Annotated in this window: 3 protein-coding genes; 1 reads left to right on the forward strand and 2 read right to left on the reverse strand. The window is 70.3% G+C overall.

The features are described from left to right. The first annotated feature begins 2 nt into the window (after window positions 1–2). Entirely contained in the window at window positions 3–13,394 is a 13,392-nt protein-coding gene (locus R9B84_RS29490) for an LWXIA domain-containing protein (protein WP_423763474.1), read from the forward strand. A 48-nt stretch (window positions 13,395–13,442) separates the two neighbouring features. Here the strand turns inward: R9B84_RS29490 and asnB are convergent, their stop codons facing one another. Continuing rightward, a complete protein-coding gene (gene asnB, locus R9B84_RS29495) occupies window positions 13,443–15,410 on the reverse strand; it encodes an asparagine synthase (glutamine-hydrolyzing) (protein ID WP_423763475.1) in 1,968 nt (655 codons plus the stop codon). 278 nt (window positions 15,411–15,688) lie between these two features. Beyond that, window positions 15,689–16,720 (reverse strand): EscU/YscU/HrcU family type III secretion system export apparatus switch protein, encoded by a 1,032-nt coding sequence (locus R9B84_RS29500; protein WP_423763476.1) that lies wholly within the window; start codon window positions 16,718–16,720, stop codon window positions 15,689–15,691. Between the last annotated feature and the right edge of the window lie 13 nt (window positions 16,721–16,733).

Below are 16,733 nucleotides of genomic sequence, written 5' to 3' on the forward strand. Positions count from 1 at the left end.
GCATGCTGTCGATCGACGGATTGGGACTGGGCGTCAACTGGCAGCGCTTCCTGTCGGACACGCTGAACCCGCTCGTCGCACCGCCGCCCCCGCCGCCTCCGCCGCCGAAGAAGGACGATCCGTCGGCCGGCCCCGCGAACCCGACCGTGTCGCCGCCGATTCCCGTGACGGCCACACCGTCCACCGACCCGTCGAAGCCGACCAACGCCGAGATCGCGTCGGCGACGTCGCTGGTTCAGAGCATGGCCGCGCAGTACACGGCGCCGCCGCCCGACATTACGGTCGAGAACGACAAGACGCGCGCCGTGCAGAAGGCGATCCAGGACGCGCAGACGCAATACGACAACGCGTCGCAATCGCTGCAGGGCGCGCAGAACGTGCTGCGCCTCACGAACCGCGATCCCGAATCGACGGCCGACGACCGCAAGGCCGCGCAGGATAACTATGCAAAGGCGCGCACCGCCGCCGACAGCGCGCAGCGCGACCTGAACGTGACGACCGACGCGGGCTACATGATCCTGTATGGCGAACAGGCGAACGCCGACATGCCGGCCGGGATGAAGATCGACGACTCCGGCAAGGTGACCGATCCGGGTGACGCGCAGCACGCCGCCGACCAGCAGTTCAAGACGCTGCTGGCCGCATTTCCCGATCATGCGAACGATCCGAACTGGGTGCCGCAGGCAAGCGACTGCAAGAATCCGCTGCAGATCAAGCTCTACGACGACTGGCAGACCGCCAGTGCGACGGCCGCCGTCGGCGCGTCGAAGTACTACGCCGACGTCGCGAACTCGAACCTCGCGTACACGCAGTTCCAGTCGTATCTCGCCGATCCGGACTACAAGAGCGCGGTCGATGCGGGCGTCGGCCGGCTGAACGATGCGCTCCAGCCGCTGGAGCTGGTGGTCACGGTGCCCGACGCGCCGGATTCGAAGGACGCCGCGCAGCAGGCCGTCACGACGGCCGCGAAGGATGCGAACTACGCGAATGCCGCGGTCGGCGCAGCGAACGACAGCCTGACGCTCACGAACGCGCAGCAGCAATACGATTCGGCCAGCGGCAAGGAAGGCCCGACGGTCGTCGTCGCGAATGCGGTGTCGGACGCGAAGACCGCGCTCGCCCGCGCGCAGACGGCCGCGAACACGAGCGGCGGCTATCTGCAGATGCTGTCCGCGCAGCAGCAGGTCGACGCGCTGCAGGCCGATTACACGAAGAAGCAGCAGGCATCCGACGACTGGCACAAGGCCAACCCGCATTCGATGCTGAAGGATCCGCAGGTCGACCTCGATCTCGGCGACGCGTACGCGAAACTGTCGCAGGCGCAGCAGCAGGCGAGCATCGCGAAGGACGGCTTCACCGCCACCTACGGCGCGACGCTCGCGCAGCAGTACGACGATCAGGCGTCGCAGATCCAGGCGCAGGTGAACGCGCGCTCGGCGTTCGTGAAGCCGGCGGTCCAGCCGCCGCTCCTTGCGCCGTCGCTGTCGACTGCGAATGACTTGCCGACCCAGGCCCTGCCCGCGCCATCGCTGTCGACCTCCGCGACCGCCGCGACGGCCGCACCCACCGGCACGCCGACGCTGCCGACGTCGTCACCGTTGCCGGCGCCGCCGTCGTCGACCGCGAATGGCGGATTGTCGCCTTCGTCCACCAATCCGTTCGCGCTGCCGCAAACGCCGGCCGCGCCGGCCACACCGACAGGCCCGACGATGCTCGACGCGAAGCGTCTGCAGGTCGTCGCGGGCGCCATCCGCGCGGCCGACAGCCGGCTGTCGGATGCGGTCAACGAACGCGCGACCAACGCGGCGCTGTCGCAGGCGCGCATCCAGCAGACGGGGGCGAAAAGCACGCTCGCGACGGTGCAGAAGCAATACGACGATTGGGCGGCCGCGAATCCGCCGCCCGTGCGTTTCCGCCAGGTCGCGGGCGACGACATGATCCCGGCGCCGTCGACGCCGCGCCCGAACCTGTATCAGGGCCAGCTCGACAAGGCGAAGGCGGCCGTCACGCAGGCGGACAACGCGGTGCAGCGCCTGCAGTTGCTGGGCGAGACGTCGCACCAGCAGGTGCTGATGGACCAGTTCGACGCGGGGCTCGACGAGCGGCTGCGCTACGCGGCGCCCGATTCGGACGCCGGGAACGACTACAAGAAGGCGCTGCACGATTTCTATGAGGCGCATCGCGGCGAGCTGTCGAACTCGCTGCTCGATGCGGCGAGCGCGAGCACGCAGAACGGCAACACGATCGCCTTCGGCAAGCTGACCGACAACGAGCAGCGCAACCTGATCGGCGTCGCGCTCGGGATACAGCCCGACGTGCCGAACAATGCAACGACGAGCGATGGTTCGGATCCCGTATCGCCCACGAGCGACGACGTCGCGCGCTTCACCGACAAGGACAAGCTGTCGACGATCAACACCGTGCGCGACAAGCTGCTGAAGTTCGGCGGCGGCGCGAACGCGCAGGTCAGCGTGCTGCCGATGGTCTATGCGGCGAAGGATGCCGGCATGACCACCAGCGCGATCTTCAAGGTCACCGGCAAGGACGGCACGCAATACGTCGACGAGACGGGCAGCAACTACGACGACATCAACGATTACATCAACAACAACGAGCTGTCGTCGGACGGCACCGTCGACATCGCGACCGGCCATAACGCGGACGGCACGCTGCAGCTCGTGTCGAAGGCCGCGCATCACGAAAGCGGCTTCGACAGCTTCCTCGGCACGCTGACCAGCACCGGCCTGAACATCGGGATGATGGTCGGCGGGATGGCGATCGAAGGCATCGGCGGGCTGCTCGACGGCACCGGCATCGGCGCGGTCATCGGCGTACCGCTGAACGTGCTCGGCGCGGGGATGATGTACACCGCGATCGGCGCGTCGATGACGAGCGCCGGGCTCGACATCGCGACGCGCATGGAACACGGCCGCAGCATCAACCCGTTCACCGACGCGGGCGCGCGCGGCGACTTCATCAATCTCGTGCCGATGGGCGCGGCGGGCGCCGCGAAGCTCGCCGGCAGCAAGCTGTTCACGCGCGCGGTGACGGCGCTCACGCGCACGCCGAAAGTCGCGGCGCTGCTCAACACGGGCGCGAAGGCGACCGCGATCGTGACCGGCGTCGGCGGCGCGGTCGAGGCGTTCGGCGAAGCCGGGGTCGACTATTTCACGGGCAACAGGAAAGCGGCCGGCGAGGAACTCAAGTCCGGGCTCACCAACGTCGCGCTGATGGCCGCGGGCGGCCTGAAGGAGCGCGCGGTCACGTCGCAGCGTATCCGCTCGGGCCGGCCGGTGCCGATCCGCACGACCGACGGCGACACCGTCACCGTCGACAGCAAGATGCTCGGCCAGATCCTGAACAAGGGCGACACGTCGTCGCTCGCGTACGGCCGCACCCGCGCGACGCTCGACGGCGAAGCCGTGAAGGTCTTGCCGGACGGCAGGCTGATGGCCGGCGACAAGATCCTGACCTACGACAACAAGCCGATCCGCGTACTCGACCAGGCATCGAGCAAGCGGATGCCGCCCGGCGAGTCGGTGGTGCTCGGCGAAGACGGCACGCTGTCCGTCGTGTCGGCATCGCCGAAGGCATGGACCAACGGCACGCGCATCGACGACGTGAAGGGTACCGGCGAGCGCCTGTCGTTCGGCCCGGACGGCGAGATGAGCACGACGTCGAACGTCGTCGCGAAGCCACAGCTCGAACTGCTGGATCACGCGATGGCGCAAATGCGCGACGCGATCGAGCAGGCGAACGCCGCCGCCGGGCAGGCGCCGCGCAGCCTCGCGCAAACGGCCGCCGACGGCGAAACGGCGAGCACCGCGACCAACGCCCGCAGCACGCAGCGCACGAGCCAGGAACGCGCGCGCACCGATCAGCAGCACGACGAAGCCGACGTGGGCCGCACGGCCGCTGCGCGCAGCGACCGGCGCAGCGCGGATGCGCAGGCACTGCGCGCACGGCCCGTCGACATCGAGGAGCCGGCCGGCCCCGGCACGCGCACGACAACGACAGCAGACGGCACGCCGCCACGCGTCACTGCGAAGGTCATCGACCTGACGGACGAGGCGCCCGCCACGCGGCCGGCCACCTCCGATCCGGCCGGCATCGCGGTGCCGCGCGGGCCGAGCGCCGAACCGATGGAGGTCGGCGACCGCACGGTCTATGTCGTGCGCAACGGCGCGACGCCGGACGCGCCCGGCGCGCGGCCGGCCGCGCCGCGCCCGCAGGACCTCGACGAGCCCGTGATCGTCGTGGCCGGCGAGCACGACGCGGCGCTTGCGCCCGAACTCGCGAACCGCTGGCAAAAACCCGTCTACGCGGCAGCACCCGACGCGTTCGGCGCCGACGGCCAGCTGCGCGCGGACGCGCGCGTGCTGCGCTTCGATCCCGCGCCGGAAGCCACGCCGGAAGCCACCGCGGCCGAAGCCGGCTTGCCGGGCGCCGCAGCCGAGGAAGCGCCGCCGGCGGCTCCCCGCCCGGCTGCCGCCGACGACACGGTGATCGTGCTCGCCGGCAAGCGCGGTCCGAACGAACCGGCGATGCCGCGCCCCGCCGCGACGGCCGAACCCGTCAGCGCACTCGACGGCGTATTCAGCGCGCCGAACCGCGTGCTCGTGCTCGTCAAGCCGGAGCGCCCCGCCACCGCCGAACGCGCGGCGGTGCGCGACACGGGCACCGACAAGACCGCCGGCAACGCGGCCGGCGAAACCGCCGACGGCACGACCGCGCGCAAGAACGCCGCCGGCGACCGGCCGGCCGCCGCGAACGACGACACCGGGCTCGCGGCCGCCCATCCGGAGACGACGGAAACCCCGCCGCCCGATCATGCCGCGTCGAACCCCGGCTGGATCACGCGGATGCAGATGCGCTTCGGCGGCGCGGCGCTGCCCGAAGCCGCACAGGCGCTTGCCATGCAGTCGGGCACGCTTGCGACGCAGTTGCGCATGCTGCAGGACGCCGGCTGGCGCGTGACGCTCGGCAAGCGCGGCGGCGGCAGCCGCATCGATCCGCGCAAGCGCCGCGTGACGATCGACGGCAGCCTCCAGCATCCGGGCAGCATCGCGTACACGCTCGCGCACGAAGCGCGGCATGCGGTCGAGGCGATGGCCGGCGTGCTGAATCTCGACTACGGCAACCGCAGCCGCTTCACGCGCAAGGCGCTCGAAGCCGAGGCGCGCGCGCAGATCAACGCGTTCGAGGCACGCTACGAGATCCAGCTCGCGGGCGGCGGCGATATCGCCGCGCACGTGCGGCTGCCCGATGCGATCGAGCACGAAGGCAACGCGTGGCGCGCGCCGTCGCACGACTATGCGGGCACGGTCGGCCGGCTGGTCGACGCATTCGCCGACGCCCCCGTATCGGGCCGCGACGGCGAGACTTACCGCGACTTCTATCACGACGTGTGGGCGCGCCAGAAGCGGCGCGGCGGCGTTCCGCGCCGGATGCCGGCGCCGCAGACCCGCGAGGCCGGCGACGCGCCGCGCGGCGTGCGCAGCTTCGACGAACGCGTCGCGTGGAGCCGCGCGCATGCCGAATACGCGTCGCCGTTCGGCGAAGGGCCGGTGCCCACCGTGTCCGAGCTGCAGGCGGCCCGCAACCGCCATTTCACGGTGATGCAGGATGCCGGCGTGATGATGCTGCACGCCGACACGCTGCCGGACGGCACGCTGCTCGCCGGCGACCGGCCGGTCGGCGTGCACGAGTACGCGCTCGACCAGGCGCCCGCGTTCCTGATCAAGGACGGCTATTCGATCGTGCTGTCCGCAAGGCATGGCGGCGAAGCCGCCGCCGCGCAGCTCGCGAACCTGTGGCAGCGGCCGGTGTATGCGCCACCCGCGCGCGCCGTCGGCGAACGCGCGGCGCTGCTCGACACCGGCGTGTTCCGCCGCTTCGACCCGGCGCCCGCGGCGCCGCACGACCTCGGCCCGCTGACGGCCGACGCCGAAGGCGTGCACGTCGAAGGCCGTCCGGCCGAGCGGATCGACGTCGATCGCCACGTCGGCGAGCTGCTCGGCTCGGGCGGCGAGAAAACCGTGTTCGCGCTCGGTCACGATGCGGCGCTCGCGGTCTACGACACCGGCCCGCATACGTCTGAATCCCGCCAGATCGACGCGGCGATCGACGAAAGCATCGCGCTCGACGATCTCGCCGCCTATGGCCTGAAAACCCTGACGCTGAGCGGCCCGTTCTCCGCGCTCAACCGTGTCGCGGTGCTGTACCGGCCGCTCGGCGTGTTCCACAGCTTCAGCTTCGAGACGGGGGCGCTGCCGCGCGTGGTGTCGCGCGCGGCGCTCGAACATATCCGGCAAATTCGCGCCGTCGTCGAAAGCACGGGCATCGGCTTCGACCTGCAGGGGTTGTTTACGCACGACGGCGATTTCCTGCTGAGCGACCCCGGCCCGATCGGCATGGGTGCGGGCGAGCATTTCACCGCGCTGCAGCGGCTCGCGCTGATGGAGCGCGCGCTGACGAGCGGCCTCGAACGCGGCGAGATCGAACTCGCGCATCCGCAGCTCGCGGAGACGCCCGCGCCCGATGCGTTCGTGCAGAAGCCGTCGGTCATCACGCGCGTGCGGATGCGTTTCGGCGGCGCGCCGTTGCCGAAGGATGCCTATCGCCTGATCGACGCGTCGAGCGTGCTGTCGCAGCAGTTGCGGCTCGTCCGCGACGCGGGCTGGAAAGTCGTGCGCGGCAAGCCCGGCGACGGCAGCAAGATCGACACGAAGCGGCGCCGCATCACGATCGACGGCGGCCTGCGCTCGACCGGCTCGATGGTCTATGTGCTCGCGCACGAAACGGGCCATGCGGTCGAGGCCGCGACCGGCACGCTCGGGCTCGACTACGGGTCGACGCAACGCTATGTGCGCTCCGCGCTGCTGGCCGAGGCCCGCGCGCAGGCGAACGCGTTCGCGATCCGCGACGAGATCCGCGCGAACGCCGGCGTCGACATCGGCCGCTACGTCGCGCTGCCCGAGGCGATCGCAAACGAATACGGCCGCGCGCGGCCCGACGATGCCGCGTCGATCGCGCGTCTCGCCGACGCGTTCGAACACGCGCCGACCTCGCTCGGCGGCGGCATCAGCTATGGCGAGCTGTACCGCCGGCAAGCGCAGGCCGCGCAGCCCGGGCGCGCAACGATGCCCGCCCCCGAACACGACGCGGCCGCGGCGCTCGCCGCCGAAACGGCCTGGTCGCGCGCGCGGCCCGTCAAGGCATCGCCGTTCGACGGGCGCGGCGTCGCGGGCGTGGACGACCTGCGCCTGCTGCATTCGGACGGGCTGTCGTACGACCGTGAAGCCGGCATCGTGATCGTCCGCGGGACGACCGATGCGCAGGGCCGCCTCGTCGACGCCGACGGCCGCCCGTGGTCGCCGGTCGAGTTCACGCTCGCGCACCGCTCCGTGCTCGGTTTCCCGGGCGCCGCGATCATCCTCGCCGCGCGCAACGGCCGCGACGCGGGCGCGTGGCTCGCGAACGTGTGGCAACGGCCCGTGCATGTGCCGCCGACGATCGCCGTCGGCTTCGGCGCCGAAGCCGTGCTGAGCCCCACGCGCGCGTGGCTGCGCTACGACCCGGCGCCGCACGAGCGGCCCGATCTCGGCCCACTCGCGGTGGACGGCAACGGCATCCATGCGAGCGGCGACCCGTCCGCGCGGCTGCCGGTCGAGCGCGTCATGGGCGCGGCGACCGGTGCGGGCATCGAAAAGACCGTGTTCGAACTCGGCCGCCGCAATGCGATCGGGATCTACCTCGGCACCGACAACCGCGCGATCATCGGTCACATCGATTCGATCCGGCACGAGCAGGAAGGCCTTGCCGCGCTGCGCGCGCACGGGCTGAAGACGCTGACGATCGGCGGCCCGTTCGCGGCGTTCGACCGCGTGGCCGTGATGTACGAGCCGTTCGCATCGCTCAGCAGCCACGACGTGACCGCCGGCGTGCTGCCGGAGCGGGTCACGCTCGATGCGTTCGCGCAGCTCGATCGCGCGAGCGAGGTCACCGAACGGCATGGCCTCTACTACGATTTCGAAGGCGTGTTCGACACGCACGGCGACTTCTACCTGAGCGACCCGTCGTCCATCACGGTCGATGCGCCGCGACTGAACGTCGACGGCATCGTGCGCGACATCCGCGCGCTGCGCGTCGTGCTCGAGGACGGCATCGCGCGCGGCGCGATCGAGCTCGCGCACCCGGAAGTGACCGAGCACCTGCCGCCCGACGCGTTCGTGCAGAAGCCGTCGATCATCACGCGGATCCGCATGTGGTTCGGCGGTGCGCCGCTGTCGAAGGAAGCGCTCGCGCTCGTCGATCGGTCGACGCTGCTGAGCGGACAGATCGCGCTCGCGCGCGACGCCGGCTGGAAAGTCGTGGTCGGCCGCCCCGGACGCGGCAGCCGCGTCGATACCGCCAAGCAGCGCATCGTGCTCGACGGGCGGCTGCACGGCGCGGGCACGCTCGTGTACGCGCTCGCGCACGAAGCCCAGCACGCGGTCGAGACGATCACCGGACGGCTGGCGCTCGACCACGCGTCGCCCGACGCGCTGACCGACAGCGCGCTGATGGCCGAGGCGCGTGCGCAGGCGAACGCGTTCGCGGTGCGCCGCGAGCTCATCGACGACGCGGGCATCGACATCGCAAAGGACGCGCACCTGCCCGAGGCGATCGCGCGCGAAGCCGACCACGTGATGCCCGGCGACGAAGCGGGCCTGCGCCGGCTCGCGGCCGCGTTCGGCGACGCCGCGCCGTCGGTGCCGGGCCACGCGACCTATCGCGACTACTACGCCAGCCAGGCCGCCGACATGCACGCGAACGGCGTGCCGCGCGAAATGCCGGCGCCGGCGCCGCAACCGGCGTCGAACGCACCGGTGCCCGCCAGCCCCGCCAGTGCCGCGATACCTGACGCCGAGCAGGCGCAGCACGCGCTCGACCACCTCGCCGCGCACGGCAAGCGTGACCTGATCCGCGTCGAGGGCGCGCAACTGCGCGATCACCAGCAGATGCGCGACGCGTTCGGCAAGAACGCGCATGTGCTGATCGCCACGCACGCGGATCGCCCGGCCGACCGGTTCGATGCGCCGCATCCGCAGCCGGCGTTCGTCGCGAGCATGCGGACCGACGACCAGGGCGCGTTCGTCGACCGGGCCGGGAACGATCCGGCCGATCCGAATGCGCCGATGCCGCAGGAGGTCAATCGTGCGCTGAAGAGCGGGGCCGTCGACGAACGCGCGGCGTTCGATTTCTACGTCTCGCCGGTGCCGCTTGCCGAGCTGCTCGATTTCGGCGGCGCGGCACGCATCGAGGCAGGCAGCGACGGCCGCGTCTGGGAAGCCGAACCGTCCGCGACGGGCCCCGGCGCGGACGTCGTCGCCAACGCGCAGTCGCTCGCCGACGCGCCGCGCTTCCGTCGGCCGAAACAGGCCGAAAAAGCCGCGCGCACGCACACCGGCGGCACCACGACGCTCTATGCGATCGAGCACAAGACCGGCAAGGTACTCGGCTACGCGACCCGCGACGCCGCGCACCAGTGGACCTACCATGAATCGACGTCGCTCGGCGACGCGACGATCGAGCCGCGCAAGCTCGGCGACGCGTTCCGTCGCCGTGCGCATTCGCTGTCCGGCGGGCGGCGCGGCGTCCGGTTCGTCGTGTCCGACATCCCGCACGACGTGGTCGAAGGTTATGGCGGCTTCGCACCGACCGAATCGCGCCGCGCGCTTGGCGACGAGAAGAAGCCGATGCCGAAGCCGGGGCCCTATGTGCAGCGCGGGCTCGCGAAGCTCAGCCCCGCGGTGCGGCGCAAGACCGGCGAAATCGCGCAGGCACCCTCCCCGTCGCGCATGCCGAACCTGCTGCCGGAGAACGGCGACGCGGTGGTCGGCTTCAACGGCACGCACGCGCCGCGCCTGATACGCGCGCTCGAAATGGGCGACGTCCCCGACGGGCACTACGTGTACGTGTATCGGCACGAAGGGCCGGTCACCGACGCGCTGCAAGGCTCGCCCGCCGGCATCATCGAAGTGGCCAACGGCAAGGCCCTGTGGTACGACGAAGCGAATCAGCTCGGCAACGCCGACAACGGCCGGCCGCTCGACCAGACGAAGATCGGCGGCGGCCCGTACGGCGCAGACCAGCACTTCCTGCTGTCCACGCTCGCGCCCGACGCCTTCGCGCCGCGTGCGGCCGCCACGCGGGAGGCCGCGCAGCCGGCTTCGGCCGGCGCGCCGCAAGGCACGAAGCCCGCAAAGGCGCCGCGCGTCAAGGGCAAAAAGAACCGGCAGAAGGCCGCCCAGGCAGCGAACCAGCCAGCGGTGCCGGCCGCGAAGCCACTCGCGCTCGCGCCGTTCCAGCCGGGGCTGTCGTCGGGCACGATCATCGAAACGGTCACACGCTACGGAAAGGCGAAGGCCGCCGATTTCGCGTCGACCGTCGAGCACCTGAAGGCCTACGCGGGGCGCAAGGGGCAACCCGACGCGGGTGGGCTGAAGCTCGGCGACGAACCGCAGACGATCATGGCCGACGCACCGATGTGGAAATCGATCTTCACGACGCTGGGCATGTGGCGCGAGCCGTCGAGCCTCAATCCGCGCGGCGTGCTCGCGCATCCGGAAGGCAGCCGCTACCGGCCGGTGCGCATGGCGCAACGTCTTGCGAAGCGCACCAACATCGCACGCGTCGCCGACCGGAAGATGATCAAGGCGTTCCTCAAATTGCCCGCCGAGATCCAGGACCGCCTCGCGCCGATGTCGCGCTCGTTCTCGCTGCGCGATGATCCGGAGCGGATGGCGCGCTACGTCAAGCGGTTCGGCGGCGCGATGCCGGCCGTCACGATCGCGGTCGATCCGTATACGCTGGCGGCGGCGGGCGGCGGCAAGCAGGACCCGGGGTTCATTCAGCGCGCGAACGATTTCGGTTCGCCGAAAGACGCCCGCTTCGACGAGAACACCGCGACGATCACGCGCACGAACCCGGACGGCACGCAGCACACGCTCGAGCTCGACGATCTCGCGCACCTGCACAAGTGGCTCGATGCGGCCTCGAAATACGGTTTCCTGCTGCGGCTCGAAACCGCGCCGTCACGCCCGCTCGTGTCGCTCGAGGACGGTCATGCGATGGCCGGCACCAACAACAGCTACGCGGAAATCCGGCGCGTGGGCGAATCCATCGAATCGTGGATGCGCGACCATGCCGGCGAGCCGACACCGCTCGTGATGCTGACCTTCCACGGCTGGGACGCGGTGCTCGAACCGGTCCCGGGCGAAGGGCACGTGAAGCTGCTGGAAGCCATCCTCGATCGCGAACCGCTCGCCGGGCTCCATGTCGGCCTGTCGTGGGGCACGCACGGCGCCGATTTCGTCGCGAATCCCGACCTCACGCGCGCGCTGGCGGCGAAGATCGTCGACTACGCGCTCGACGCGCGCGACAACCCCAATGCCCCCAGCAAGCTCGCCCGGCTGCACGGCGGCGACGCGCTCACACGCGTCTACGATCCGCTGGGCACCGACACGTTCGCGAACCAGCAGCAGATCCTGTTCGCCGAAATCGCGCGCATCGGCAAGGCGAAAGGCCTGTCGGACGCGCAGCTCGCGAAGCTGCGCGGCGACCTGTACGAAGGCAACACGTCGGCGCTGCTGAATCAGGCGCGCCGCGCGACGATCGACGCCGTGGAAAAAGGGTGGGACAACAAGGACAATCCGCCGTCGGGCAAGACCGAGACGCGGGCACGCATCGCCAGCCTGGAATGGCTCGGCCGCGTCGGCGGCGGCGTGCCCGAGCGGCCGCCCGTCGCCCCGTGGAATGCCTCCGACAGCCATACGTATTGGCAGTCGGTCATCAGCCAGAAAGCGCTGCAGAACGACGGATCGCATCCGATCGGCGCGAATCGCAAGGCGGTCGCGCAACCGGAAGAGACCGGCGCCCCCACGATGGACCCGGCATCCGCGCAACTGAAGGCGTTGCGCGTGCACCGGCCGTCGTCCCGGCCGCTCGACTTCGTGAAATCGATCACGTCCACCGCGATCGTCGCGGGCGCGAGTTCGCTCGTCTTCATCGACACGTTCGGCACGCACTGGCTGGACAAGACCGCATTGAACAACGCGACCTCGTCGTTCCTCCTCGCATCGCGTCTCGGGCGTGTGTTCCAGGTCATGCATCAGGGCGCGATCCGCAGCCTGCAGTCCGGCAACCCGGATGCCGCGCAGGCCGTGCTCACGCGGCTCGAAGTGACGCTCACGAAACAGCTCCGGGCCGGCGCGCACGAGTACGGCGAGCACCGGCTGACCCAGCTCCAGGCGGCATCGAACGAGGCCCGTGCGATGGCCGCGCAGTACGTCGCGCTGCACCAGCTCGGGTTGATGACCTTCGAGGACGCCACGGCCAATATCAAGGCGCTCGGCGCCGACGTGCTCTCGCAGATGCAGGGGGTGGTCGGCGGGACGTCGCTGCAGCAACTGCATTCGGGCAATCCGCGCCGGCTGTTCGGGATCGCGGGGCGGGCGGGCGTCACGGTCGCGTCGGCCGCGACGTTCGCGAGCGGCCTCGGCAAGGTGCTCGACGCAAAAGACCTGTTCAACCTCGCCGCCGGGTCGGCCGGCATTGCCAGCGGCGTGCTGGGCACCGCCTACGCGGGGCTCTCCTATGCGATCAGCGCGCATCGCGTGAACCCGGACAAGCGCAGCCGCACAGTGCGCCTGTTCGATTCGGCGGGCGACTTCGCGTCGGTCGCGCTCGGCGGCTTCTCGACCGCGGCGCAACTGGGCCAGGGCCAGTACGATCTCGCGATCGCAACCGGCACGTCGGCCGCGCTGCTGCTCGCAGGGCGCATCAACACGCACTACCCGAACGCGATGCCGTTCGTCAAGAAGATCCCGACCGCACTGGTCATCGTTCCGGTCGCCGCGTTCAGCTACAAGTTCATCATCGGCCTCGGTCTCGCACCGGTGATCGGCGGCGTGTTCAACTGGGTGTTCGGTTCGTCGGGGCCGTCGTCCGGCAATACGCCGTCGCAATCGAATCTCGCGCCGGGTGCATCGCCGAGTGCGTCGGCCAGTGCATCGCCCAGTGCGTCGCCGAGCGCATCGCCGTCCGCCACGGCGTCGCCGCCGGCAAGCACGACGCCCACGCAGCCGCAGCCATCGCAGGGCACGCCGTCGAGTTCGCCGTCGAATTCGCCGCAGCCCTACATCGTCGTCGCCGGCGATTCGCTCTGGGTGATCGCGGACCAGCATCGCCAGTCGCTGCTCGACGCCGCGCACGTGTCGCGCGCCGACCAGCAGGCGATGACGCGCGGCGAGCAGGATGCGCGCGCGCTGAACGAGATCCTGCAGCTCAATTCGGCGGCCGCCGGCAATCCGGGCAGCCTCGCGATCGGCACGCCGCTGAACGTCGGCTGACGTTCAGCCCGGCGGCCGGAAGGAAACCCGGCCGCGCAGCGCGCCGCGTCACCCCGCGCGCTGCGCCCCCAGCCACGCCTGGAACATCAGCACCGTCCACAACGGGTGCTGCCAGTTCATCCGCCCCGTCTGGTGCTGCCGCCACAGACGCTCGACCGCGGCCGCATCGAAGAAACCCTCTTCGCGCAATCGCGACGGCCGCAGCAACGCCTCGGCCCAGTCGCGCAGCGCGCCGCGCAGCCAGTGATCGACGGGCGCGCAGAAGCCCTGCTTCGGCCGGTCGATCAGCGCCGATGGCACGTACTGGTCGAGCAGCCGGCGCAGCAGCGCCTTCGACTGCCCTTCCGGCAAGCGCACCGACGCCGGCACGCGCCACGCGAATTCGACGACGTGATGGTCGAGGAACGGCATGCGCGTCTCGAGGCTCACCGCCATCGACGCGCGGTCGACCTTCGCGAGGATGTCGGTCGGCAAATACGTGAGCGTATCGATCGCCATCGCCTGCTCCGCGAAGCTCAGGTGCGCGGGCCATGCGGACGCCGTGTCGAGCGGCGTCGGCGGCTCCTGCCCCGACAGCGCGATGCGCTCGGGATGATGCACCGACGACATCAGCAGCCGGTACAGCCCGATGCGGCTCTCGGCCGTCATCACGTGACCGAGCTTGTGCAGGCGGTCGCCGATGCGCGACGCCGAATCGCGCGCCTCCACGCCGCCCCACGCGCCCTGCGCGATGGCCGCAAGCTGGTCCGCGTGATCGGGCCGCAGCGCATGCAGCGCGGCCGCGATCCGCGCGCGCACGGCGGCCGGCACGCGATGCAGCTTGCGCCACAGGCGCGGCGTCAGGAAGTAGCGCGTATAGCCGCCGAACAACTCGTCGCCGCCGTCGCCGGACAGGCTCACCTTCACATGCCGGCGCGTCAGCTCCGACACGAGAAAGGTCGGGATCTGCGAGGCATCGGCGAACGGCTCGTCGTAGATCGACGGCAGCTTCGGCACGACGCCGAGCGCATGGTCGGCCGTCACGTAGAGCTCGGTATGCCGCGTGCCGAGATGGCGCGCGACGGCCTTCGCGTAACCGGCTTCGTCGTAGCCGGCTTCATGGAAGCCGATCGTAAACGTATCGACCGGCGTCGCCGATTGCGCCTGCATCAGCGCGACGATCGCCGACGAATCGACGCCGCCCGACAGGAACGCGCCGAGCGGCACGTCGGCGTCCATCTGCCGCGCGACGGCCTGGCGCAGGATCGCGTCGAGCTGGCCGACGGCCTCGCCGGCACTGCCCTCGAACGGCTGCTCGCGGCCGCTCTCGATCGCCTGTTCGAGCGTCCAGTACGCGCGCACGCGCGGCGTGTCGCGCGCATGCTCGAACTGGATATACGTGCCGGGCGGCAGCTTGTGGATGCCGCGATAGATCGTGTACGGCGCGGGCACGCTCGACTGGCGCAGGTACAGGCACAGCGCGTCGCGGTCGACCGTGCCGTCGAAGCCCGGATAGCCGCGCAGCGCCTTCAGCTCCGACGCGAACACGAGCGCGTCGCCGATCCGGCCGTAGTAGAGCGGCTTCTCGCCGATCCGGTCGCGCGCGAGCGTCAGCACCCGCGACGCGCGATTCCACAGCGCGAACGCGAACATGCCGGTCGCGCGCCGCAGCGTCGCCTCGACACCCCACGCGACGATCGCCGCGATCAGCACCTCGCTGTCGGAGTGGCCGCGCCACGCCGGTGCGCGACCCGCGCGTTCGAGCTCCGCGCGCAGTTCGCGATGGTTGTAGATTTCGCCGTTGAAGACCATGACGTAGCGGCCGCACGCGGATGCCATCGGCTGTCGGCCATGCACCGACAGGTCGACGATCGCCAGCCGCCGGTGGCCGAGCGCGATACCGGCTTCCGGATCGACCCAGATGCCCTGCCCGTCCGGCCCACGATGCGCGAGGCTCGCCGTCATTCGCGCGAGCGTGCCGCGCGCTGTCTCCTCATCGATGGCGACGGTATTCAGAAAGCCGTCGATTCCACACATTTGATTTATTCGCCCCTATTGACCTGTTCCGTCACGCGTGGCGCAACCTCGCGGCCCGCCGTCAGGCGTGACGGTCGAGCCATAGTACGAAGAAATAATTCAGCAATAATTCACCGATGAATTCCGGTGACGACCGGAAAAAAAATAGCGTCAAGCGCCGCGCGCGCATGACCGCGCAAAGGGCCATATCGAATCGGAACGGACCGCTGCGCAGGCCCGCGGACCGAGAAAAAGGGGCGGCATGCCGCCGCGTCTGTCGTGGCCCGCCGCGGCGTGCGTCAAGTCGCGCCGGTCGCCCATTTCAGCAACTGCGCGACCTCGCGGAAATGCTGCTGCTGGATCGTGCCGTTCTCGGGTGTCGTCTCGTACAGCGCCTGCGCGAGCCCGACGTTCGCGAGCGTCGGGCGCAGCGCGTCGCGCGCGAGCCGCACGATCCGCTCTGCCGCCTCGCCTTCGCCGCGCGCGAGCACCCACGGCAACGTGCCGATCCCGCCGTAGTAGAGCGCGACCGCGACGCGCGGCGAATAGACGACCACCGACGCGAAATCGATCCGGTCGGGCAGCGACGCGAACTGCGCTTCGCGCGCGAGCTGCCGGCGCTTCGCCTCGATGTGCGGGTCGCCCTCGTCCTCCTTGTGCTCGCGCCGCACCTCGTCGATCGACATCTTCATCTTCTGGTTGAACTCGTGGCGCTGATGCACGATGTCGATTAGCGCCATCACGATATAGATCAGCGCAGCCCAGCCGAACAGCAGCATCAGCAGCTTCACGATCAGCGCGAGGATCGAGATCGGCCGCGTGAAGCCCGACTGCACGGAAGGATCGAGCGACTCGACGATCAGCCAGCCGAGCGTCGCGACGAGCAGCACCGTCTTCAGCAGCATCTTCACGAGATTGACGAGGTTGCGCATCGACCACAGGTTCTTCAGCCCCTCGGCCGGATTGAGCCGCGACAGCTGCGGCACGAGGCGGCTCCACGCCATCACGCCGCCGACCTGCACGAAACCCGCGAGCAGGCCCGCCAGCAGCCCGGCCGCGACGATCTGCGCGGACAGCGTCGCCCAGTCGCGCGCGGCGCCGTCGATCAGCACCGCGATCCGCGCGGACGGGTCGGCCGCGCCGACTGCGTCGAACACGAGCCGGAACAGCGCCTGCAGCCGTGCGAACAGCGTGCCGATTCCCACCGCGAGCGCGACGCACACGCCGACGAAGAACGCCGACGAAATCGTCTCCGCGCTCTTCGGTACATCGCCTTTCTCGCGCGCCTCGCGCACGCGCTTCGCGGTCGGCTTCTGGTCCTTTTCGGCCATGTCGGCTCCGTCG

It is taken from the genome of Burkholderia sp. NLJ2, from assembly GCF_049487195.1.
Classification (GTDB): Bacteria; Pseudomonadota; Gammaproteobacteria; order Burkholderiales; family Burkholderiaceae; genus Burkholderia; species Burkholderia pyrrocinia.